At 31.9% G+C, this 23,532-nt stretch carries 21 protein-coding genes; 16 read left to right on the top strand and 5 right to left on the bottom strand.

The genetic code is table 11. From position 1 onward, the window contains the following. Positions 1–38 precede the first annotated feature (38 nt). From CD032_RS08310 to CD032_RS08275, 8 genes are all read left to right on the top strand, one after another. Positions 39–1,781: a pyruvate oxidase gene (locus CD032_RS08310; protein ID WP_019470018.1), complete on the top strand. Its 1,743-nt coding sequence runs from the start codon at positions 39–41 to the stop codon at positions 1,779–1,781. 392 nt (positions 1,782–2,173) lie between these two features. Continuing rightward, positions 2,174–3,568, top strand: a complete 1,395-nt coding sequence (locus CD032_RS08305; protein ID WP_071562137.1) for a YfcC family protein — start codon at positions 2,174–2,176, stop codon at positions 3,566–3,568. A 182-nt stretch (positions 3,569–3,750) separates the two neighbouring features. Next, entirely contained in the window at positions 3,751–4,314 is a 564-nt protein-coding gene (locus CD032_RS08300) for a GNAT family N-acetyltransferase (RefSeq protein ID WP_019470020.1), read from the top strand. A 149-nt stretch (positions 4,315–4,463) separates the two neighbouring features. Further along, the gene (locus tag CD032_RS08295; RefSeq protein WP_019470021.1) at positions 4,464–4,979 is read left to right on the top strand and encodes a VOC family protein; all 516 of its coding nucleotides are present in this window, start codon (positions 4,464–4,466) and stop codon (positions 4,977–4,979) included. A 28-nt stretch (positions 4,980–5,007) separates the two neighbouring features. Further along, positions 5,008–5,991, top strand: coding sequence for a D-cysteine desulfhydrase family protein (locus CD032_RS08290; protein ID WP_040029759.1), 984 nt, complete (start codon positions 5,008–5,010; stop codon positions 5,989–5,991). Positions 5,992–6,108: 117 nt separating this feature from the next. Continuing rightward, complete coding sequence (locus CD032_RS08285; RefSeq protein WP_019470023.1) at positions 6,109–6,438, top strand: thioredoxin family protein; 330 nt, start codon at positions 6,109–6,111, stop codon at positions 6,436–6,438. A 219-nt stretch (positions 6,439–6,657) separates the two neighbouring features. Beyond that, the gene (locus CD032_RS08280; protein WP_019470024.1) at positions 6,658–7,179 is read left to right on the top strand and encodes a GNAT family N-acetyltransferase; all 522 of its coding nucleotides are present in this window, start codon (positions 6,658–6,660) and stop codon (positions 7,177–7,179) included. Positions 7,180–7,501: 322 nt separating this feature from the next. Beyond that, a complete protein-coding gene (locus tag CD032_RS08275; RefSeq protein ID WP_019470025.1) occupies positions 7,502–8,470 on the top strand; it encodes an alpha/beta hydrolase fold domain-containing protein in 969 nt (322 codons plus the stop codon). A 463-nt stretch (positions 8,471–8,933) separates the two neighbouring features. On the opposite strand, the gene CD032_RS08270 is transcribed toward CD032_RS08275, so the two are convergent. Continuing rightward, positions 8,934–10,091 (bottom strand): ArgE/DapE family deacylase, encoded by a 1,158-nt coding sequence (locus CD032_RS08270; protein WP_019470026.1) that lies wholly within the window; start codon positions 10,089–10,091, stop codon positions 8,934–8,936. Between the two features lie 143 nt (positions 10,092–10,234). Continuing rightward, positions 10,235–10,558 (bottom strand): hypothetical protein, encoded by a 324-nt coding sequence (locus CD032_RS08265; protein WP_019470027.1) that lies wholly within the window; start codon positions 10,556–10,558, stop codon positions 10,235–10,237. Between the two features lie 428 nt (positions 10,559–10,986). Here CD032_RS08265 and pgsB point away from each other — a divergent pair, with 428 nt between their 5' ends. The 5 genes from pgsB to CD032_RS08245 are packed head-to-tail and all read left to right on the top strand — an operon-like array spanning position 10,987 to position 15,426. Next, complete coding sequence (gene pgsB, locus CD032_RS08260) at positions 10,987–12,144, top strand: poly-gamma-glutamate synthase PgsB (protein WP_019470028.1); 1,158 nt, start codon at positions 10,987–10,989, stop codon at positions 12,142–12,144. Between the two features lies 1 nt (position 12,145). After that, positions 12,146–12,598 carry a poly-gamma-glutamate biosynthesis protein PgsC gene (pgsC, locus tag CD032_RS08255; protein ID WP_019470029.1) on the top strand — a complete coding sequence of 151 codons (453 nt, stop codon included), beginning with the start codon at positions 12,146–12,148 and terminating at the stop codon, positions 12,596–12,598. A gap of 14 nt (positions 12,599–12,612) precedes the next feature. Continuing rightward, positions 12,613–13,683: a CapA family protein gene (locus tag CD032_RS08250; RefSeq protein ID WP_040029764.1), complete on the top strand. Its 1,071-nt coding sequence runs from the start codon at positions 12,613–12,615 to the stop codon at positions 13,681–13,683. Beyond that, positions 13,673–13,831, top strand: a complete 159-nt coding sequence (locus CD032_RS13120; RefSeq protein WP_172459295.1) for a hypothetical protein — start codon at positions 13,673–13,675, stop codon at positions 13,829–13,831. The genes CD032_RS08250 and CD032_RS13120 overlap by 11 nt, the downstream gene beginning before the upstream one ends. Before the next feature lie 2 nt (positions 13,832–13,833). Then, positions 13,834–15,426, top strand: a complete 1,593-nt coding sequence (locus tag CD032_RS08245) for a gamma-glutamyltransferase (RefSeq protein WP_019470032.1) — start codon at positions 13,834–13,836, stop codon at positions 15,424–15,426. 83 nt (positions 15,427–15,509) lie between these two features. On the opposite strand, the gene CD032_RS08240 is transcribed toward CD032_RS08245, so the two are convergent. Beyond that, on the bottom strand, positions 15,510–16,601 hold the full coding sequence (locus tag CD032_RS08240; protein WP_230620673.1) for a YkvI family membrane protein: 1,092 nt from the start codon (positions 16,599–16,601) through the stop codon (positions 15,510–15,512). Between the two features lie 14 nt (positions 16,602–16,615). Further along, positions 16,616–17,953, bottom strand: a complete 1,338-nt coding sequence (locus CD032_RS08235) for an aspartate aminotransferase family protein (protein ID WP_026034833.1) — start codon at positions 17,951–17,953, stop codon at positions 16,616–16,618. 553 nt (positions 17,954–18,506) lie between these two features. Here CD032_RS08235 and CD032_RS08230 point away from each other — a divergent pair. Genes CD032_RS08230 through CD032_RS08220 form a run of 3 tightly spaced genes read left to right on the top strand, consistent with a single transcriptional unit; the run spans position 18,507 to position 21,282 of the window. Next, positions 18,507–19,091, top strand: a complete 585-nt coding sequence (locus CD032_RS08230; protein ID WP_019470035.1) for an MptD family putative ECF transporter S component — start codon at positions 18,507–18,509, stop codon at positions 19,089–19,091. Between the two features lies 1 nt (position 19,092). Continuing rightward, the gene (locus CD032_RS08225; RefSeq protein WP_040029765.1) at positions 19,093–19,812 is read left to right on the top strand and encodes an energy-coupling factor transporter transmembrane component T; all 720 of its coding nucleotides are present in this window, start codon (positions 19,093–19,095) and stop codon (positions 19,810–19,812) included. Positions 19,813–19,821: 9 nt separating this feature from the next. Further along, entirely contained in the window at positions 19,822–21,282 is a 1,461-nt protein-coding gene (locus CD032_RS08220; RefSeq protein ID WP_019470037.1) for an ABC transporter ATP-binding protein, read from the top strand. Positions 21,283–21,367: 85 nt separating this feature from the next. On the opposite strand, the gene CD032_RS08215 is transcribed toward CD032_RS08220, so the two are convergent. Then, positions 21,368–23,347, bottom strand: a complete 1,980-nt coding sequence (locus tag CD032_RS08215; protein ID WP_126116934.1) for a helix-turn-helix transcriptional regulator — start codon at positions 23,345–23,347, stop codon at positions 21,368–21,370. Positions 23,348–23,532 lie beyond the last annotated feature (185 nt).

Below are 23,532 nucleotides of genomic sequence, written 5' to 3'. Positions count from 1 at the left end.
AAATAAATCGTTAAAATTTGGAAGGAGCAATTTTTACAATGGCAAAAATTAAAGCAAATGAAGCATTAGTAAAAGCATTACAAGCATGGGAAATAGATCACTTATATGGTATCCCAGGAGATTCTATAGACGCGGTAGTAGATAGTTTAAGAACTGAAAGAGATAATATTGAATTTGTTCATGTGCGTCATGAAGAAGTAGCAAGTTTAGCAGCTGCAAGTCATACAAAATTGACTGGTAAAATTGGTGTTGCATTAAGTATCGGTGGCCCAGGTGTCGTTCACTTACTTAATGGTATGTATGATGCGAAAATGGATAATGTGCCTCAACTTATTTTAGCAGGACAAACAGATAGTACAGCTTTAGGAACAAAAGCATTCCAAGAAACAGACATCAGTAAAATGGTAGACGATGTAGCTGTATATAACCGCCAAATCTCTGAGAATGATAAAGATATATTTGGTATTGTTAACGAAGCAATCCGTACAGCTTATGAGAAAAAAGGTGTTGCAGTCTTAATTCTGCCAAATAATCTATTGACAAACAAAGTGAAAGATACAACAAATACACCAGTGGACACTGCACCACCAGCACGTGTTGCACCAAAACCACGCAGCATTAAAAAAGCTACTAAACTTATTAATAAAAGTAAACGTCCGGTTATGATTATCGGTACGGGTGCTAAACATGCTAAAGATGAAGTGCAAGAATTTATTGAAGCAGTTAAAATTCCATCAATTATCACTTTACCTGCTAAAGGTATCTTAGCAGATGCTCACCCATATAATTTGGGTAACTTAGGTAAAATTGGTACTAAAGTGTCTTATCAAACGATTCAAGACGCTGATTTACTAATAATGGTAGGTACAAATTATCCTTATGTTGATTATTTACCTAAGAAAAATATCAAAGCAATTCAAATCGATACAAATCCAGAAAATATTGGACATCGCTTCGACGTGAATGCAGGTATAATTGGTGATAGTAAATTAGCATTACAACAATTAACTGATAGTGCTAAACATGTGAAAAATCGTGATTTCTTAAATAAAACATTAGAAAGAAAAGCAACTTGGGATTCTTGGATGGATAAAGATAAAGCAGATGAAAGTTCACCAATTCGTCCTGAACGTCTAATGGATGCAATCAACCAAGTGAAAACAGATGACGCGATTTTCTCAATCGATGTCGGTACATCTACTGTATGGTCAACACGTTATTTAGATTTAACAGTGAATAATAAATTCATCGTTTCTAGTTGGTTAGGTACGATGGGCTGTGCATTACCAGGCGCATTAGCAGCGAAACGTGCTTATCCTAACCGTCAAGTAGTGGGTATAGCAGGCGACGGTGCGTTTGAAATGGTAATGCAAGACTTTGCAACAGCAGTACAATATGATTTACCAATGACTATATTTGTTTTAAATAACCAAGAACTATCATTCATTAAATATGAACAACAAGCAGCTGGAGAATTAGAATATGCAATCAACTTCACTGATATAGACTTAGCACAATTTGCAGAAAGTTGTGGTGGCGTTGGTTATACGCTTAAAGATCCTAATAGAATTGATGAAGTTGTAGAAGAAGCAATGGCTCAAGATAGACCAACAATTGTCAACGTTTATGTTGATCCAAATGCTGCGCCATTACCAGGTAAAATTGTTAAAGATGAAGCGATTAATTACGGTAAATGGGCATACAGATCAATTACTGAAGATAAAAAATTAGATTTAGATGAAATTCCTCCAATGTCAACAGCTGTTAAACGTTTCTTCTAAGTTGATATAAGCAAAAATATAGAGACTTTAATTTCTGTGACTAAAATAAACGCCAATTTCTATTGAAATATTATAGAAATTGGCGTTTTCTTTGCTTTGTGAAGTTTTGTATCACGCTCATTTCGGATAGAAAAGTGTCATAGTGTAATGAAAACTAGAGGTATGATATGAGCGAGAGACTACAGGCTCGAATCATATCCCCAGGCAAGCATGCACGTTCAAAATCAAAATATTTTGTAATTTAGTTAAAGATATTTAAAAATAGATTGAAAATTCAGCATAATATCTATAAAGTGTATAATTATAACAGTAATTTATTAAATTGATTGATTAGGTTATTTTTTAGATTATGATTTTTTCAATTAAAAACCATTTAATGGGGGATATTTAAAATGTTCAAATCAATTTTTAAAAAGATAACATTTAAAACACCACATACATATGCATTGTTATTATTTATCATTGTAGTGGCAAGTTTACTGACATATTTAATACCAGCTGGGGAATATGCACGCGAAAAAAAAGATGGACAAACATTGGTTATATCTGGTTCATATCAAGAAGTATCACAACATGGCGTTTCATTTTTTGATATATTTCGAGCAATACCAGAAGGATTACTAAGCGGTGGTGAAATTGTATTTTACATTTTCTTAGTGGGTGGCGCATTCGGTATTGTCCATAAAACAGGTGCATTTGAAAATGGTGTGAATAAAGCAATGAGCACTTTAGGATCTTATAAAGTATTGATGATTCCTTTGACTATGACGATATTTTCTATACTAGGTTTTTCAATAGGATTAGCAGAAGAGACGATTATCTTTGTTCCCATTGGAATTATTATAGCGAGAACATTAGGATATGATGCGTTGACTGGAGCGGCAATGGTTATACTTGGAGCAGCAAGCGGCTTTATTGGTGGTATGTTAAATCCATTTACTGTAGGTGTTGCACAATCTGTAGCGGAGTTACCATTATTTTCAGGTTGGGGCTTGCGTTCAATTATTTACATCTTTATCTTGCTGGCAGCTATTACAACAGTGATGATATATGCACGTAAAGTGAAACAAGATATGTCTAAAAGTATTGTTTACGAACTGGAACAAGTTGAAGGACAATCTACGGAAACGATGGATACGCCACGTTTTACGAAACGACAAAAAGTTGGTTTATTACTCATTGTTGCAGCAATCGTATTAAATGTGTTTGGTATTTTTAATTATGGATGGTCCTTTAACGAGATGAGTGCGAACTTCTTATTGGCAGGTTTACTTGCAGGTGTCATAGGAGGATTGGGCATCAACGGTACATTTGAAGCAATGATAGAAGGTATGAAAGATATTTTGTTTGGGGCAATGATTGTTGGCTTTGCTAAAGGTATTATTGTCATTTTAGAAAATGGCCAAGTCATAGATACCATCGTACATGGCATGACAACCTTGCTTACAGATGTACCTTCTTCGGCAGTAATCATCGCGATGTTTGTCTTACAATTCTTTTTGAATTTCTTTATACCATCAGGTTCTGGCCAAGCATTAACTACCATGCCATTAATGGTACCAATCTCGGACTTATTACATATCAATAGACAAGTTACTGTACTTGCGTTTCAATATGGAGATACAATCAGTAATGTCTTATTTCCAACTTCTGCAATTTTAATGGGTGCTTTAGCTGTTGGAAAAATATCTTATACTCAGTGGCTTAAATTTGCTTGGAAATTAATTTTAGTATGGGTAATCATATGTTGTATTGGCATGTCTATTGCCTTGATAATAGGTTATTAAGTAGTGATTTGCTAAGTCATTATACTAGCTTGAAATTCATGTTATTAGGAGTAGTCTCGGATATTAAAGGATTAATTAGATATCTGAGATGCTCCTATTTTTTATTTAATCATTAAAGTGTTGAAATATTCAGAAATTACAAATAAGATATGGTATAAGACATAATTATAGAAGGTGAGACAATGCAATATAGACCGTTTATAGAAATACTGCCAAATGTTTCATTAAGACCACCAGACCTTAGAATGGCTGAGTCATTATTTGAAACCATTCAAGAAAATTTTACACATTTATCGAGATTTTTAGATTTTATTACCGAAGATCTCACTGTAGATGCAGAAAAATCATATTTGAAAATGATGATACAACATCAAGCTGAAAGTAAAGGTCAATTATTTCTAATCTATTATGAAGATAAATTGATTGGCACAATAGATTTACATAAAATCGATTTAAAAAATAAAAAAGCAGAAATAGGTTATTGGCTGGCGAAAGGATATACAGGGAAGCGAATTGCGACGGAAAGTGTGGTGTTTATATGTCATTATGCATTTGAAATTTTAGAATTGAATAAACTCACGATTATTGCAGACGTAAGAAATATTGCTAGTAACAAAGTTGCAGAAAATGCAGGTTTTCATTTTGTCGCAACTGATATTCAAGACATGTTTGATGGTGAAAAATATCAGGATATGAATCGATATATTTTATTGAAAAATCATTTTGACTTGGCTGAAAGTAATTAAATGTTAGATTGATTGTCTGTATAGAACATGCTTAACGGTGTTTGGTGTGTCCAAGTCACAGACAATTGTTAGTTAACTTAGTGTATTGACTGATATTAGCTATGATATAAAGCAGACGAAAAATGATATATAAGGGGGATTACAACTTGATGACTAGAGGTATTAATCATATTGGTTTAACTGTACCTGATATTGAAATAGCAACTGCTTTTTTTAAGGAAGCTTTAGATGGTCGTATTGCTTATGATAGTCAAACTAAAATGGATGAACCTAGAGGTGGTCAATTTGTTGAACATGTATTGGGATTGGAGAATGGCGCTGAAATCGTTAAAAAGAGAATGATGGTGTTCAATGATGGACCTAATATAGAGATGTTTGAATTTGTATATGCAAATCAAAAAAGCGCTGTAAATTTACAAGACATAGGTTATACACATATTTCATTTTACGTGGATGACTTTGAAGCATCGTTTAATAAAATCAAGCAAGCTGGGGGACAACCTATTTCTGAACCGCATAGTAATACAAAATATGAAGATACAGATGGTAATCGAACGGTATATGTTAAAACTCCTTGGGGGAGTTTAATTGAGTTGCAAACGATACCAAATGGTTATTATTATCCTAGGGATAGCGAGGCAAGCGTATTTATTCCAGAAGTGTAAGAAATATTGACGCAGGAGGTTGAAAATAATGTTAAATAAAAAGTTAGATGTCGCCAACTTACCCACGCCTATTCATAAGTTAGAACACTTAAGTAAACGTTTGGGCAAAGAAATTTATATTAAAAGAGATGATTATACTGGCACTGAAATATCAGGGAATAAAGTAAGAAAGTTAGAGTATACGATACAATATGTAATTGATCATGGCTATGATACGATTATTACGACAGGTGCAATCACATCTAATCATGCTAGAGCAACAGCAGCACTATGTGCAAAATATCAAATTGAATGTCATCTCGTGTTAAAAGGTACAATGAAATCTTTTGAAGGTAATTTATTCTTAGATGCTATGCTTGGTGCTCATGTACATGTGATTGACGACGATCAGTCTCGAGAAATAGCGATGGCACAATTGAGCCATACACTAGAAAATAAAAACAAAACACCTTTTATGATACCAACTGGCGCATCAGATTGGATAGGTACGCATGGTTATATCAATGCTTTTGAAGAGATTATAGAACAAGAGGCTGAATTAGGTTGTCATTTTGACTCTATTAATGTAGCTGTAGGGTCAGGTGGCACATATGCAGGTTTATGGTTTGGTAAACACAGTCACAACCTACCTACAAAGATAATTGGATATGCAGTTAATGAAAGTGCAGCAGCCTTTAAAAATAAAGTGCAAACAATCATTAAACAGTTAGATGAAAGCATAGATACATTCGATACAATTACCATTAATGATAGTTATATTGGATTAGGTTATGCACAAGCAACTGATGAAGAATTAGCATTTTATATTGATATTGCACAACAAGAAGGTATTGTTTTAGATCCAACCTATACAGGAAAAGCTTTTAGAGGTATGGTTAAAGAAATTCAAGAAGGAAAATATGATGATCAACAAACAATTTTGTTTATTCATACAGGTGGGCTACAAGGTTATACTGAAGAAACGAGAACGCGTATTCAACGATTACTGCCAAATTTCAATAATGATTTGTAAATATATTTAGATATGATGATTACGTGCACATTTGGTAGTCGAAAGCATATAAATTGCGAAGCATGCTATATATGGTGCATAATATTAAACACTTTATAATTAAGGAGGGTGTTCTATATGACTCAAACATTAACTTCCATGGATGAATATCATTCATTTATTAACAAACAACCGCTCGTAGTCATTCATGTAATGAGAGATAATTGCAGTGTTTGCCATGCGGTGTTGCCGCAAATTGAGGACATGTTGCGTGAATTCCCAGGCATACCATTAGGTGTGATTAATCAAAGTAATATAGAAGAAATAGCTGGTGAATTATCTATCTTTACAGTGCCGGTTGATTTGATCTTTCTCAACGGTAAAGAAATGCATCGCCAAGGTAGATTTATTGATATGCAACAAATAGAACACCAATTATCCATGATGTATGAAAGTTTAAAATCATAAATGAATATGAAATAGTGTTGAATTATAAGTACTTAGACATCCTGTTGTTAGTTTATTAACATAAAAGTAATACTAATAATAGGATGTTTCAATTTTTAAAAATTTATAATTAAAAGTAAATTGTCTAAAATAAAAATGAGGTAAATTAAAACACAAGTATCATATATAATAAAAATAATGTATGATAAGATTAATCTATTGAATTGGGGAGGAGTATTTATGCGCATAGAAAGAATATGTCCGAATGAAGCTGAAGCGCTGTATACTTGCATGAAAAAGATTGATCAAGAGACACAATACATGCTCTATTTACCTGATGAAAGAAGTTTTAATAAAGATAGATTCGTTGATGATATTAAACACAACTTCTATATTGGTGTTAAAACTGATGAAAATGACATTCTAGGATATTTATCTGTACATATTAGTAGATTAGCAAAAATCAAGCATATCGGTTATATTGTAACCGGAGTGATAAACGAAAAACATCATCAAGGGTTAGCAACAAAGATGTTTCAAGAAACAATAAAATGGGCTGAGCGTAAGGGGTTAAGAAGACTAGAATTAACTGTCATTACAACTAATACTCCAGCAGTTAAATTTTATGAGAAATTAGGATTCAAAATTGAAGGTATCAAACATGAATCTATTTATATGGATCAAAATTTTTATGATGAATTATATATGTCAATGATGATAAACCAATCATTTTCAATAGATTCAGATATACTCGAGAGCTAACCTAATACAAATTAACATTACATCATTTCGTAATGAAATGTACAATACATATTAATAAAATGAGTTAACTATAATTCAACTTCGCTCTAGTTTTGGAAAATTGTATCCAAAAGGCGTTTTATAGCTTGTTCTTAAAAGGATTACTTGCTATTTTTTGATGTGTGAAATGCACTAATTATACAACTTATTTGAGCATGGCAAGCTTGTGTGTGATGTTTAAGTGCTTTAATAAACTTATGGATGAAGCACAATATAGAGTTTATCTTATTGTTGAGACTAACTCTATAATCACGAATTAATTGTTCACTGGAGGTAATATGAAATGCTAAAAAGAATAGTAAGCATTGCAAGTGTTAGTGTGATAGCTTCATATTTGTACGCTAAGCTTATAGAAAAACGTAGTTATAAAAGCTTTTTGTATGAAATAATGATTAGAGCAACAAAGATGAAACAACCATTTGAAAAGAAAGTAAACGCACAAAAAGCACTTGAATTTGTTAAAGCACAAACACAAGGCGAGTATGAAGGTACGAATTATCACTTTGACAATGCTGTTTATACTAAAAAAATTCACAATGTAACCAATTATATTGTGAATGATAAAGAAGATCGTCAACAAAAAGTAGTGATATACATTCACGGTGGAGCGTGGTTCCAAGATCCACTGCCATATCACTTTGAATATATAGATATGTTGGCAACAGCTATTGATGCAAAAGTAATAATGCCAATATATCCTAAAATTCCGCATGCCACATATAAAGAAACTTTCGAATTACTAGAAGTGATTTATAGACGTGAATTAGAACAAAAAGTGAGTTCAGAACGTGTTGTTATCATGGGAGATTCGGCTGGAGGCCAAATTGCATTATCTTTTGCACAGTATTTGAAAACAGTGAATATGTCACAACCAAGTGATATTGTGATGATTTCACCAGTACTGGATGGTACATTTAGTCATCCTGAAGTTTACAATTATGAAAAAGTTGATCCAATGTTAGGGATTGAGGGCAGTAAATATTTAATTAGTTTATGGGCTGGTGAACTGTCATTAACGGATTGGAGAGTTTCACCAATTTACGGAGCATTCAATGGATTAGGAAAAATGACTATTTCAATTGGCACAAAAGAAACGCTTTATCCTGATGCGGTTAAATTATCACAAGCGTTAAATGCTCAAGGTATTGATCATAACTTTATCCCAGGATACCAGTTATTTCATATTCATCCTATCTTTCCAATTCCTGAAAGAAAAAAATTTATCAATAAGTTGAAAAAAATTATAGACTGATATAATCACGTTCTAACGCGATAAAGAGTATAAAACATAAATCTCAGAAAAATAGCATTCAGATGATTGAATTCAATTCATCTGAATGCTTCTTTTTTTATTCAATATTTTTTATTGTTGGTTCGCTTTCTTTGGGGACGGATTCAACCTACAGTCTTCAACTTGTTCTATTTCCTCAAGCGTCTCTCCCCAATGCGTACATTATTGAATTCGAAAAATGTAGTATAGGTTAGAAAAACAAACACGTCAAAAGTGAACTTGGTTTTGACTTAATAGCACTTGATATAAGAAAGTAGTAGATTAAGGAGATAACTATGATCAAAACAATAATGAAAAAGACAAATTCTATACTTTTTCAATAGAAATTGTCTGTTTTTACTTGTCTCAGAACTTTATGTCCCAGAGTCTTTTGATTTTATACTATTTTATCAAAATTGTATTTATGATTGATTTATAATCATACTTAGTTTGAATTATTTAGGTAAGTTGAGAAGAAATCTGTAAATAAATCAACAAATGTCAGATATATATCCTTTTCTACGTGCTCATCTACTTGGTGTGCTTGACTTACAGCCCCAGGGCCATACATGATAAATGAAAAGTTTTCATCTTTGTCTACTAGTAAATCAGACGCGTCGGTAACACCAGGTGAAGCTTCAGTTGGTAATGTTGTATTTAAATATTTTTCTCCCATTTCAACAGCAAGTTCAGCTAATTGGTTTTGTCCTGTAGTATAAACAGGTGGTCTAGACATGTATGTGTCAATATCAATATCCGTTTGTTCAGTTTCGACTTGTTTTAAGATTTCATTGAAATATGAAATGAACTGTTCGTTATCATGCTCAGGAATCGTACGAATATTAAATTCAGATTCAGCATGTTCAGGAATGGAATTCACCTGATTACCACCGTTGAAAATTGTGGCATTCATAATTGCATTGCCTAATAAATCATTACTTTTAGTGAATTTTTCAAAGCCTTCATCAGCTTTATAAACAAATTTTACTAATGGTGAAATTGCATTGAAACCTAGTTGAGGCATAGAACTGTGTGATGCCTTACCACGGGAAGTGACACGAATATCCATTGATCCTTTATGTGCATAAATAATTCGATCTTGAGAAGGCTCAGCAATCACTAGTGCATCAACATCATCCATATATCCTTTATCTTGAAAAGCTTTTGCGCCTTCACCTACGATTTCTTCACCAGCAGTTGCTAGTAAACGAATTTTCCCATGTTGCAATAAGTTTTGGTCATGAATATCTATCATACTGATTACTAATGCTGCTAAACCTGATTTCATATCAGCTGAGCCACGGCCGTATAGTTTACCATCGACTTCAGTAAGTTTGAATGGATCATACGTCCATTTACTTTCATCGCCCGCAGAGACAACATCCATATGACCGGAGATACCTAATACTGGGCCATCTTTACCGATTTCAGCAACTAAATTTGCACGACTGTCGTTAATTTTAATGATGTCGGATTTTATGTCATGTTCTGCTAATAACTTTTGCAGATATTCACAAACTTCGATTTCATTGTCATTAACTGATTTAATGCTAATCAAGTCTTCTAATATTTGAATTTTTTCTTGATCAGTAAATTTACTCATAGTAAAAACCTCATTTCAGATATAATAAGAAAGCTAATATCTTTATTATATCTGAAAATTCAGACGCTTTGAAATTATACCCCTTTGTAAAAGTGCATAATAATGAGATTTTGAACAAATTGTCAAAAATAGTTTACAAAAAGTTAAACATGGTTTTTAGATGCATCATTATCTAAAGACCATGTTTTTATCGTGTTATATTGATTGATTGTTGGTTGAGTCATGTGTTTAGATTGCAAATGTTTAGGGATAGAGCGGTTTTCTTGTGTAGATGGTTCAGAAGGTTTTGAAGTATTTTTGGTCTCATCTACATTTTCAATATGTCTTGTATTATCTGTATCAAGTACTGCACCACGCATATCATTACCTTGGAAGCTACCTACTAAAATCATGATTAAATAACCACAAGTTATAAGTGCAACAATAATGAGATAAAGCGAAACAGTTAGCTTTACAGGTTTGCTCATGTCCATCCTCCTAGAGTATCTTTAATTCCTTTCATCCTTAAGATAACATTCGAATTTTAATAATGTGTAAATTTCAAGTAAATATTATATTTCATGTTTTCAACCTTTATTATTAATTGATGAAAAATTTTTAAAAAAATTTTTTACTTAAATTTTTTTATTGAAGAAAAATGAATAACGTTGATATGAAAGTATTTCATTTAACCTTTAATATAATTTTACATTGAATGTAAATGTGTATTTACATTCAATTAACAGTTAATTTATAGACTTTATATAAAATCAACAACTACGTGGTAGCATGTCAGTATTGAAAGGTATAAAGATTTGTTTATACACAAAGGCCATTTGTTGTGCTAGATATTTTCACTAGATTAATGATCTTTGCACGCAATTAATAAATACGCAGATGAAAAGAGGGACAGAGTTTGCTACTAATCATAATTTGTATAGGTGTAATTCTATGGTTAGGAATCGTCGAAAAACGAAGACATTCTGACAGATTAGAAAAGATTCCTATACGTATTAATATAAATGGTATTAGAGGTAAATCAACGATTACACGCTTGATTTACAGTATTTTGCGGGAAGATAAATACCGCGTGATTGGTAAAACAACTGGTACAGATGCACGCATGATGTATTGGTTCACACCGAGAGAATATCCTGTATATAGAAAACCTCAAGGTGCAAATATAGGTGAACAACGTGATATCGTCAGAAAAGTTGTGAAGCAAAGAGCTAATGCATTAGTTAATGAGTGTATGGCAGTTAATCCAGACTATCAAATTACATTCCAAAAAGATTTAGTGAAAGCGAATATTGGCGTCATTGTTAATGTAATGGAAGATCATATGGATGTGTTAGGGCCAACGTTAGATGAGGTTGCTCAAGCATTTACAGCAACTATTCCATACAAAGGGCACCTCGTCGTAATGAAGGATGATTATACTAAATTTTTTGCTAAAGTAGCCAAACGGCGTAAAACAAAATTAATTGTTGTTGATAAAGAAGAGGTACCAGAATCATATTTACGAGAATTTGGATATATTGTCTTTCCAGATAATGTAGCAATTGCAATGGGTGTAGCTGAAGCATTAGGCATCGACAGAGATACTGCTTTAAGGGGGATGTTAAATGCGCCACCTGATGTAGGTGCTGTGGAAGTCAAATACTTTAATGCAAATAATACAACTAACGTGTATGTGAATGCTTTTGCAGCAAATGAGCCACAGTCTACTAAAGCCATTTTAAATAAAGTAGAGTCATATAATTACCCATATCAAAGAATTGTGATTATCTTAAATTGTCGTTCAGATAGGGTAGATAGAACTCGACAATTTGCAGAGAATTTCATAAAAGATGTACCGTTCGATACATTAATTTGTACTGGAAAAAGTACTCAAATGGTTACGGAAGTAATGAGAGAATTACCCGATAAAAAATATTTGAATTTTGAAGGTAAAAATATAAATGAAGTTGAACGTGCGCTTTATGCAGAATCACACAATGCTTTGATTTTCTGTGTTGGTAATATTCATGGACCAGGAAAAGAAATCGCACAATATATAGAAGGGATACATTAATATGATAGGTTCAGAGTTATATTTTTCATTATTCGTGGGGATCGTTTTAAGCCTCATTTTTGCCGAGAAATTCGGTATTAGTCCTGCTGGATTAGTTGTACCAGGATATCTAGCACTCATTTTTGATCAACCAATCATGCTACTATCTGTATTAATCATTAGTTGCATTACATATTTTATTGTGAACCATGGTATTAGTCGCTTTGTCATTCTCTACGGGCGCAGGAAATTTGCTGCAATGATATTAACCGGAATGGTATTAAAATTTGTATTTGACTTAATTTATCCCTTAACCCCGTTTGAGATGGTAGAAATGTCTGGTATTGGCGTCGTAATACCAGGTATCATTGCAAATACTATACAAAAACAAGGTGTTGTAATTACTTTATCTACATGTATGTTATTAACATGTATTACATACATTGTTTTATTCTTTTATAGCTTTATTAATTAGTAAGGAGCAGATATATGAAGCAATCTAAACGATTCTCTATCGATGAGCGTGTTTTGAAATGGACAAAACGCCATAAAAGAAGGAATTCCATATATACCGGCTTGATATTAATTATAGCGTTGATTTTGTTAGTATTTGTGTTGAAGCATCAGGATTTTGAGCCTGTTAAAGCTATGAATAAAGGAAAAGATGAAATTAAGCTAACATATCTAGGTAATGTGGAATTAAACAAACATACAAGAAAAAACAATATTAATGATACTTTTAGTGCTGTCGAAAACATGTTGAAAGATAGTGATTATTCTACAGCAAGCTTGAATTTAACCAAGTTTTCAGATGATAGAAAAACAAATATTAATAAAAATTTAGAAAATGTAATGTTTTTAAAAAGTTTAAATATTAAAAGTTTAAATATTATAAATCAAGTTACTGATAACATTACAGCAAGAGATTTTAGTAAAGCTGTTGAGGCTCAAAATGGATATAATTTTTTAACTGGTAATGGTTCTAATCCTATCAACAGTAAAACAGTACAACAAACGGTAAAAGGTAAAAAAGTAGCTAATGTTTCCTTTACAGACGTTGAGTCTGATTACACCGATCCTTTAAAAAACACTACATCCATCAGCTTGGAACCTAATATTTATGTTCCGTTAATAAAAAAATTGAAAGAAAAAAATGATTATGTAGTCGTTAATGTCGACTGGGGTATAACCGATGAAAGGTCAGTAACAACAAGGCAAAAAAAATATGCACACTCTTTAGTAGATGCAGGTGCTGATGTTATCGTCGGACATAACACAGTTGTTCAGGAAATTGAAAATTATAAAGATGCCAGCATTTTTTATAGTTTAGGTAATGTAACTTCAGAAGGTTTTTTATCAAAGAATAAACAAGGTTTAGCTGTCCAACAGAATTGGAACGGTAAAAATTCTAAATTCATGATTACGCCGATCAAATCAGTGGGCGGTAAATTGACTAAATCTACACCTAACAAAATTGAAGAAACAAAATTATTAAATAACATTAAAGGTGACAATATAAATCTTAAAAAAGAGAATGGAGGTTATACGTATGAACATTAAAGATCATTGGGTAAGTATTACAATCATTGCAGTTGTGTTGATAATATTCTTACTAATTGTATTCGCTAGAGCGAACGAAGGTTTAGACCGTTATGAACAAAATGAACTTAAATCTTTACACCATCAATATTTATCTAAAGGAGCTTAGCTATGAGTATTTATAATAAAAAAACGCTCATCGTAATATTACTCCTTACTATTATCATATCCTTTGCATTTTATATGATTACAAAAAAGGATAATTATGATAAAGATGATTTATATGAAAATAAAATTGCGGATCATCAACAAGACATATCGGATAAAAATTACGGTGTAGCTTCAAATAATCCGATTGCTACACGTGTTGGAGAAAAAATATTGAAAGATGGTGGTAACGCAGTTGACGCGTCAATCGGAGTGTCATATGCTCTTGCTGTAACTGAACCACACTCTTCTGGCCTAGGTGGCGGAGGTGCGATGCTGGCTTACGATGGTCAAGAAAATGTTGCACCAAAACAATGGCAGTATAAAGATATTTCTTCTTTTAATTACAAGCAAAAAGATAAAATTGGTGTTCCAGGTTTCGTTCGAGGTCTTGAAGATGCTCATAAAGAAGCAGGGAAAATGGATAGAAAGAAAATCATGAACTATGTTATTCCTTTAGCTGAAGAAGGCTTTGAAGTTGATTCAGAATTAGAAAGAAGTTTGAAACTATATGGTTCAGATGTAGATAGAGATTCACCTTTCTTTGAAGGAGAACAAACCAAAAGAGAAGGTGATGTCATTAAGCAACCAGCTTTAGCTAAAACATTAAAAGGTATCAGAGATAACGGGCCTAATTATTTCTATGATAAAGTTGGTAAAAGTATCACTAAGCAAACGGATGACAAACTGACAGAAAAAGATTTCCAAAGTTATAAAACAGAGAAAAAAGAGCCAGTAAGTACAGACTATTTAAATAATAAAGTTTATGCTGCATCTAATCCTTTAGGAGGATCACTGATGCTACAAGGTTTAGAAATTGATGAAGCTACTAATAATCAAGCAGCTCAAGGTGATCGTTTGGATTATATCACTGGTATTTTAAAATCTAGAGATTTGATGTACCGAAATAGGGATATTGTAAATGGGCAAGATGAAGACTATGATGAATATCTTTCCCAAGATTACCTGTTAGGTAGATTAAATGAAATTAATTTTGAAAGTAATTTCAATACAAATAACATTGATAATACGAGCACAACACACTTTGTGGTTGTTGATAAAGATGGACAGTTGACAAGTACAACGAATACGTTAGCAAGCTTCTTTGGTTCAGGGGAGTATGTAAAAGAAGGATTCTATATGAATAATTCATTAAGTAACTTCTCTTCTAATCCATCTAGTCCAAACTATGGTGCCAAACATAAGCAACCACGCTCATTTACTTCACCGAGCATCGTAGTTGGACCAGATTATTACATGGGTATAGGAACACCAGGTGGTAACAAAATTCCGACTACGCTCAATGAGGTTATTATTGATTACTTACGTAGCGATGGTACACTACAAGAATCTATTGATAAACCACGTTTTTATAACGATGGAGGAAAAATCTTTTACGAAAATGCTACAGATCAGCAAGATATAGACATTTTCAAAAGTTTAGGTTTTGAAATTGAAGAAAAACGTAATGATCCTAACTTTGGAAGTGTACAAGCTGCGCTTTATAATAAAAATGATAAAACAGTAGAAATCGGTCATGATGTGGGTAATAGATAGTCTATTTTCAATAAACCCAATAAAAAAGGTCCAAGACATAAATTGATGTCTTGGACCTTTTTTTGAATTTTAACGGCTGTCATTTATGTACTACGTTTATTGACGAAATTATTATATAACGTACGCACAAAAATGATCACTACAACAATTGCTCCTATATAACCTACAAATGGATATATAATGGATACTAATTCTCCAAAAGGTAATGTACCACAAATAATAAAAACAATACCTAACACAACTGTTACAGGAACGCTAAGTTTTGATGGGAAAATCTTCATAAATTCATTTTTAACTAACCAATACATTGGTGCAGTTGTAGAATAAATCCCTAATAAAATACATACTGAAAATATAAATGCTATAAACGGTGCAATTGTAGTACCTAAATAAAGTACAGGGACTTCTAATTCAAATACATGATCAGAATGTACTAATAAAGCAATAATCATTACAATTACTGTTAACATCAACACAGAGCCTCCAACAATTCCAGTAATACCAGCTTCTTTTCTACTATTTGATTGTTGACCAAGTTGTGAAAAGAAGATACTGCCTGCTAAGATGTTGTAACAGAAAAACAATCCGCCAGATTGCCACCAATGTGTTGTTGGTTGTAAATTTTTAGCGCTTTCTGGTAAATAGAGCATATTAGATAAACTACCGATATTTGAGAAGAAAACAATTAAGCAAATACCAATTGTTAATATCACAATGATCGGTCCAACAGTACCAATAATATCAACTAACTTTTGTAATCCTAAAATAACTGTAATCATTGCGACAATGCCCATACCTAGCACACCCACTAGATTTGGGAGATGGAATTGTTCTGCTACAACAGCTCCTGTACCAGCAATCATGATGACAACAATGCTAAAAATAAAAATAAGTGTAAAATATTCAATTAGTGTACCTAATATATTGCCACAATAGTATTTAAATATTCTGCCTGGCTGTTTTAATTGAAGATCAAATCCCTTCATCATTAAAGTGGAGCCAAGTAAACAGAATAATAATGCGCTAACTAAAGCTCCGAATATACCATATATACCAAAGGATGCAAAAAATTGCATAACTTCTTGTCCAGTTGCAAAACCAGAACCTATGAGATAAGCGATGTAAGCACCGCTAAGTTTTATAACATTTGTGAGTTTTATTTGTTGTTGCATCATTGATCCCTCCAATTTTACCAACCTTGACCAGCAATGTCGTAATTGTCTAATTTTCCAGATGCTAAATCTTCAAGCGCAGATTCTAAGACATTTAATGCTGTATCAAGTTGGTTATACGTTATGACTAACGGAGGTTGAAAACGGAGTACATTTCCAGCTACTGCAATAATCACAACACCATTATCAAAACAGCGATTGCAAATTTTTAATGCGGCTTCCGCATCACGTGTCTTATTTTCTTTATCAGAAACAATATCTATACCAATAGATAACCCTTTACCTCTAACATCTCCAACAGCTTTAAATCGTTCGATCCATGAATCCATACGTTGACGTACATACTCACCTTTATCTGTACTCGCTTGAAGTAAATTTTCGTCCTCTATCATACCAATTGTAGCCAATGCCGCTTCACAGCTCACTGGATTAGCTCCAGTTGTAAATAAATGTGCTGGCGCTTCTAATGTATCCATTATTTCAGCACGACCTACAATTGCAGACATAGGCAGACCGCCGGCTAACGATTTTCCAAATGTAATCAAATCTGGTTCAATATGATAATGTGAAACTGAACTCCATTCACCGGTACGACCAAGCCCTTGTTGGATGTCATCTACTGCTAACAATATGCCGTGTTCCTTGCATAAATCTTGTAAAGCTTTAAAGTAACCATCGACTGGTTCTAATAATCCACCATCACCTTGTATCGTTTCAATCATGATACAAGCTACTTCTTCGGCAGGTACGTATTTTTCAAACATTTCTTTAAGCGGCGCAAGGTATTCATCAATAGTGTTAGCGTTTGGACTACCAAACATACCTCTGTAGCTATCAGGGAATGGAATATGATAGAATCCTGGTAACATTGGGCCGTATTTTTTTCTCATGTTTAAACTTATGGCAGACATCGATAATGATCCATATGTAGAGCCGTGATAAGCATTGACGAAACTGATGATATAAGGTCTTCCTGTATACGCTCTTGCAAGTTTAACGATGCCATCGTTTGCATCTGAACCAGAAAGTCCGAAAAGTACACGCTTTTCATAATCCCCTGGTGCAATTTCACAGAGTTTCTTAGCAAGTTTAACTAAAGGTTCATGATACATATAAGCAGGCGTATAGTGTATGAATTTATCTACTTGTGATTTAATAGCATCTGACACTGGTTGAGGTGCATGTCCTACATTTTGTGAACTAGCACTCGCAAGTAAATCGATATATGTATTGCCATCCATATCAACGAGTGTTGCGCCATACCCATGAGAAATAGCTAATGGATAGTATTTTATCCTTCCCGGTTTCGCAAAATACTGACTATCTTCATTGATTAATTGTGCGGCTCTCTCCATTTTTTCCATAAATTTCAATCCTCCCATGTATTACTTAATATAAGTCGGTTTAATAGTTATACAAATTAAATACACACCTTTTACTTCATATCCCGTTGTTTAAAGAGAAAGGTGTTATTAAATATTTTTCGTTTACTTCATTAATTTTTAAAAATGGAATGAAGTAGTGATACGTATGAATATACTAAGAAAATTCGAAATTGTAAATATATTCTGAAAATTTAAAGTTGAATAACACTTAAAAAATGTAATATAACACATATAATCTTGAGAAATGAATGGTATGATGATAAATATGTATTATCTTTGTTTTTAGAAATGACGTATTGATTTTTATGAAAAATGAGGATAAATGAATATATATAAATGTGAAATGGATAGTTCGTTTTTGAGAAGTTTTTCGTTTATAATATAAATAATAGGAGCTATGTAATACGCTGTAATTGATAATTGTTTTCAATTATAGTATTTTGAGTCTACAATGATGTTATAGCTTAGTTATGTATATTTGTAATATTAATATTTATCGTTATGTGTAAAGAGGGAGTTTTAGATGAATAATAGTAAGATAGAAGTTAAAGATTTAATAAATATAGGACTCTTTACGGCAATATATTTTATTTTTATAGCACCTCCTGGCATTTTAGGTATTATACCTATATTCATGTTATTGCTTCCTGCAATGGTTGGTTTAATAGGTGGCATACCTATTCTATTACTGATATCAAAAGTTCAAAAATTTGGAGCATTGACGATATGTGGTACGATTGTAAGTCTTATTTTAGCTATAATGGGGCATCCATGGATTGCGTTGATATTTAGTATACCAGTTATATTAATTGCAGATGGCTTAATGGCAATGAAACACTATAAAAGCTGGAAATACAATTGTTTAGGCTATATGCTCTTTTCATTTTGGCCTATTGGTACATTTATACCATTTTACTTTATGAGAAATTCATATTTATCTTTTATTCAAGACAAATACGGTATTGAATATGAGAAAACTGTAGCCACTTTATTTTCTGTTGAAATGATACCAGTTATTATTATTACTACAATAATTGGTGCATGGATTGGCGTTTATATAGCAAAATTAATTTTAAAAAAACATTTCAAACGTACAGGTATGATTTAAAATGTATAGTCAAACTATCCCACAGACCCATTTATTAAATTTAGACCCAAGAATAAAAATCGCGTTAATCTTGATGATATCTTTAGTTGCATTAACAGGTGGCGTTACAGGTGTTGAAGTGTATTTAAGAGCAATAATAATACTTGTTCCGGCATTACTATTATTATGTATTAAGAAATACACAATAGGGTTATCCGTTTTGATTTTAACTGTGATAGCGTGGTATGGAGAAGCATTTGTAACGATTGATGGTAACCAAGTTGCTACATTATTAATTTTTGTACCTTCAGGCATCGTAACACGTTTTTTACCTTCACTCGCAATGGGCTATTATATTTTTAAAACTACACAAATTGAAGTGTTAATAACAGGATTGGAACGGATGAAATTGTCAAGAAAAATCACAATTCCAATTGCCGTTATGTTTAGGTTTTTGCCAACAATTAGAGAAGAATCGGCTGCTATAAAGGATGCTATGAAAATGAGAGGTATAACTTTGAAAATCGCCTTCATACATCCAATACAATATGTTGAATATCGTGTTGTCCCATTACTAAACAGTATTGTGAAAATTGGTAACGAATTAACAATTGCTTCAATTACACGCGGTTTGAATTTAACGCATAGACGAACATCAATCATTTCACTTAAAATTCGTTGGTTAGATTGGTTGTTATTAATATTAATACTGTTACTTTGTATCATTTATTATGTAATGTGAGGGTAGAATATGATTCAATTTAAAGATGTATCTTTTAAATACGAAGAAAGCAAAAGCAAGATATTAAATAATATTAACCTTACTATTGAAGATGGTGAGGTTATTTGTTTAACTGGGACTTCAGGCTGTGGAAAAACTACCTTGACGAGGTTGCTTAATGGTATTATTCCTAACTTTTATAAGGGAGATATGGATGGCCAAATTTTAATAAATCATAAAGATACACAACAGCAAGATGTTTATGAGTTAACGCAACAAAGTGGCTCTGTTTTCCAAAACCCAAGATCACAATTTTTTTGTTTGAACACGACAAGTGAACTTGCATTTGAACTTGAAAATTATGGTGTATCAGCTAGTCGGATTATGACACGAATCAAAGAAACCGCTGAACAGTTTAATTTTAAACACCTTTTAGATAGGGATATATTTAATTTGTCTGGCGGTGAAAAACAATTGCTATCTTGCAGTGCTATTCAAGTATATGGTCACGAATTGATTATTTTGGACGAGCCATCGTCAAATTTAGATTTTAATACAATGTTAAAGTTACAACAAATGATCAAAACTTGGAAAGCGGAAGGTAAAACAATTATTATTGCTGAACATCGATTACACTATTTAACTAAAATAGCTGACCGTTTTATGATAATGGATGACGGAAAAATAAGTGCAATTTATGAAAATGAACAATTTAATAAGTTATCAAATAAACAATTAGCAAAGCTAGGATTAAGAGCTATTCATTTAGAACAATTGCAAGTAAAAACTAAAGTGAATAATAAAGTGGGTTACTTAAGTTTACAAAATTACTATTTTAGATATAAAAGAAGGCAAAAATTAACTTTAGATATAGATGATATCAGTATCAGTAAGGGAAAAGTGACAGCGATTATTGGCCATAATGGTTCAGGTAAATCAACATTTGCGCGCTGTTTAACTGGAGTCGAAAAAAAATTTAAAGGGACTATTAATACTGGAGAAAAGTGGGTAACACCACAACAAAGTCTTGCAGAAGCTTATTTGGTATTTCAAGATGTTAACAATCAATTATTTGCTGAAAGTGTGGAAGAAGAACTGAGGTTAAGTAATCCAACTTTAAATGATGAGACAATTAAGCGGTGTTTGCAAAACTATAGTATTTCTGAACATCTAGACAGACATCCTTTGTCACTATCTGGAGGTGAGAAGCAGCGTTTAGCTATTGCTAGTGCAGTAGAAACGAAAAGGGATATATTGATTTTTGATGAACCTTCTAGCGGTTTAGATGGTCACCATATGCGGGAAATGAGTACAATTATTAACCAATTGGCAAATGAAGGACACACAGTATTAGTTATAACTCATGATTATGAAATGTTACTCGCTTGTGCAGATGAAGTGCTTCATTTAGAAAAAGGAAAAGTAAAAAAGCAATATGAAATTAACAACGATACAATTGAATATTTACAATCATTTTTTAATATCATTTGAAAAATACAAGATGTAAATAATTAAACGAGATAGATATTATTGATATCTATCTCGTTTGTCATGTTTTTAATGTATTTTTGATAAATCAAGAATTAATCGGAAACATGATATATTTTATTTCTGATTTTGTAACTGTAATAGTTAGTAAATTATGATAACTATGCATCGTTAACTTAGAAAGTGGAGTATTAGCCTTGTTGATTTGTTCGAGAATTTTGGAATCAATAGCGCTTAAGTCCAGGTTATTTGGGATCAAATGTGAAATGATACCATGATTTTCGTTAAGCACTCGTGTGTAAACTGGAAAATCAGTGATGTAATTATGAACAATATTTGCAATTAGGTCAGATGTTGGTGTTGAATAGTTTAAACTATTAAATAATAGTATGTGAAAATGATGTTTAGATTTACCAATTAAACCATAAGGGAATTTAGCAATTTGCAAATTTAAAAAAGGTTTTAATAAACTGAAAACGTGAACGATTGGCATGGTACTACAATTATGATTAATCAGCATAAATTGTTCATCATCTTCAGAAAAATATGGAAATGCAAAGCCACCAATTAATGTTTGAAAATCAATTAGCAAATGCATCAGTAAGATATGTGGCGAAATGGACATATCTTTATAATAATGTTTTAAATTGGAATGTGTGAGATTATTAAAAACCACTTTTTTGGCAATAGTTGGATGTAATTGGTTTAAAAATAACATAATGGTCTGATGGGTATCAAAAGCATTATCAGCGTTGAACCAGTTTCTTGATATAATGTTTTTTAGTAAATACCAATCTGTATCAATGAAATAAAAATCAGCATTTAATGAACTAATATTTTTTTGAAATCTTGAAAAGTTTCCGCTGTTTTCCAAGATATGTCCAACATTAACCGCACATTTTATAGTGGGGAACTGTTGTTTAAAGTTATCAATTAATCTTTGGTCATTTTTAAATGTTTTATGATTTGTTTCAATAAGTAAACTAACATTTGAAATATGTTCATTAAGCAGCGTTAATGAAGTCAATAGTTTTATAATTTGGTAATCAATTGATTGTGAAAAGGATGGATTATCAACTTTCAAAGTTATTTCAAAACCTTTGATAAGCAATTGTTTGATTGCTGCAAATACATTGTGATGGTCTAATTTGTTTAAATCATCGAAATTAGTGTGAAGTAAAATTAAATTTGGTTTTGAAATTAGCGATAGCATATTAATTGAAAAAGTAGATTGATTAAATGAGATTAACTTATGTAAATCATTAAACGTGATAAAAGTACGTGTCATATTAAATTTCTGAGTATACTTCAGTTTATTCAAGACGATTTGATTAGACGAAATATGTTGATTATGAGAAAAATTATATAATTTGTTGATAGTCTTGCTTAAGTTGGGAGTGCTTAACGAAACTTGGTATAGTGAATTTAAATCATTTTTTCTGAATTGATGAATATAGAATTTTGGCGGCATCTTTATATAGAATTTGAAATTTTTAGAATATGTACTAACATTAGTGAAACTATATTTTAATGCGACGTCGTAAATGCTTTGTTCTTTCTCTAATAAATCAAATAAAGATAATGCAATTTTAAGAGAACTTGTATATTGTTTGAAGTCCATATTTAATATTTTGGAAAATAAAATAGATATATATGATTGTGATATATAAAAAGCATTAGATACTTGTTTTGTAGTTAAAGGTTCATTGATGTGTTTATGTATGTATTGAGTCAAACGTTGAACCAGAGGGTGTTTAGTATACAAAATAGGTAGATATTGATCGTCTAAATCAACTTTTGCTTCTTTAAGTAAAAACTCAATAATATTAGATATATAAAGATGCATACATTTTCTATTTTGAGTATGATTCTGTAATTTTTGCAAAACTAAGTTTCGAAATTGCTCTATATATTTAATTTGTTTGATATCAAACAAAGCATTAGCGATGGATTTATCTTTTTCTATAAATAAAGGTAATGGAATCTTAAGTTCTATTAAATTATCAATATCGATATATTGATAAAGGTCTGCATTATTGATTATACAAGCGTGATCAATAGTTATCATCGATCCATTTAAATTTATTTTACATGATTTATTTATAGGAATTAAAATAATAATTTCATTTATGCATCTTGCCAACTCAGTCATATAATGATTTTTTATTGATAGAGAGCTTATCACAAAGATCACCTTTACTTTATTTTGTTACACTCACAATTAAATGATTAACGTTATTGTACAACTGACAC

The organism is Staphylococcus cohnii subsp. cohnii (assembly GCF_002902365.1).
GTDB lineage: Bacteria > Bacillota > Bacilli > Staphylococcales > Staphylococcaceae > Staphylococcus > Staphylococcus cohnii.
Note: the sequence above shows the minus strand (reverse complement) of the source record. Positions and strands in the feature narration are given on the sequence as shown.

Excerpts from the sequence above, each read along its gene's own strand:
- CD032_RS08310 (WP_019470018.1), top strand. The coding sequence starts at position 39 with ATGGCAAAAATTAAAGCAAATGAAGCATTAGTAAAAGCATTACAAGCA.
- CD032_RS08305 (WP_071562137.1), top strand. The coding sequence starts at position 2,174 with ATGTTCAAATCAATTTTTAAAAAGATAACATTTAAAACACCACATACA.
- CD032_RS08300 (WP_019470020.1), top strand. The coding sequence starts at position 3,751 with ATGCAATATAGACCGTTTATAGAAATACTGCCAAATGTTTCATTAAGA.
- CD032_RS08295 (WP_019470021.1), top strand. The coding sequence starts at position 4,464 with ATGACTAGAGGTATTAATCATATTGGTTTAACTGTACCTGATATTGAA.
- CD032_RS08290 (WP_040029759.1), top strand. The coding sequence starts at position 5,008 with ATGTTAAATAAAAAGTTAGATGTCGCCAACTTACCCACGCCTATTCAT.
- CD032_RS08285 (WP_019470023.1), top strand. The coding sequence starts at position 6,109 with ATGACTCAAACATTAACTTCCATGGATGAATATCATTCATTTATTAAC.
- CD032_RS08280 (WP_019470024.1), top strand. The coding sequence starts at position 6,658 with ATGCGCATAGAAAGAATATGTCCGAATGAAGCTGAAGCGCTGTATACT.
- CD032_RS08275 (WP_019470025.1), top strand. The coding sequence starts at position 7,502 with ATGCTAAAAAGAATAGTAAGCATTGCAAGTGTTAGTGTGATAGCTTCA.
- CD032_RS08270 (WP_019470026.1), bottom strand. The coding sequence starts at position 10,091 with ATGAGTAAATTTACTGATCAAGAAAAAATTCAAATATTAGAAGACTTG.
- CD032_RS08265 (WP_019470027.1), bottom strand. The coding sequence starts at position 10,558 with ATGAGCAAACCTGTAAAGCTAACTGTTTCGCTTTATCTCATTATTGTT.
- pgsC (WP_019470029.1), top strand. The coding sequence starts at position 12,146 with ATGATAGGTTCAGAGTTATATTTTTCATTATTCGTGGGGATCGTTTTA.
- CD032_RS08250 (WP_040029764.1), top strand. The coding sequence starts at position 12,613 with ATGAAGCAATCTAAACGATTCTCTATCGATGAGCGTGTTTTGAAATGG.
- CD032_RS13120 (WP_172459295.1), top strand. The coding sequence starts at position 13,673 with ATGAACATTAAAGATCATTGGGTAAGTATTACAATCATTGCAGTTGTG.
- CD032_RS08245 (WP_019470032.1), top strand. The coding sequence starts at position 13,834 with ATGAGTATTTATAATAAAAAAACGCTCATCGTAATATTACTCCTTACT.
- CD032_RS08240 (WP_230620673.1), bottom strand. The coding sequence starts at position 16,601 with ATGATGCAACAACAAATAAAACTCACAAATGTTATAAAACTTAGCGGT.
- CD032_RS08235 (WP_026034833.1), bottom strand. The coding sequence starts at position 17,953 with ATGGAGAGAGCCGCACAATTAATCAATGAAGATAGTCAGTATTTTGCG.
- CD032_RS08230 (WP_019470035.1), top strand. The coding sequence starts at position 18,507 with ATGAATAATAGTAAGATAGAAGTTAAAGATTTAATAAATATAGGACTC.
- CD032_RS08225 (WP_040029765.1), top strand. The coding sequence starts at position 19,093 with ATGTATAGTCAAACTATCCCACAGACCCATTTATTAAATTTAGACCCA.
- CD032_RS08220 (WP_019470037.1), top strand. The coding sequence starts at position 19,822 with ATGATTCAATTTAAAGATGTATCTTTTAAATACGAAGAAAGCAAAAGC.
- CD032_RS08215 (WP_126116934.1), bottom strand. The coding sequence starts at position 23,347 with ATGATAACTATTGATCACGCTTGTATAATCAATAATGCAGACCTTTAT.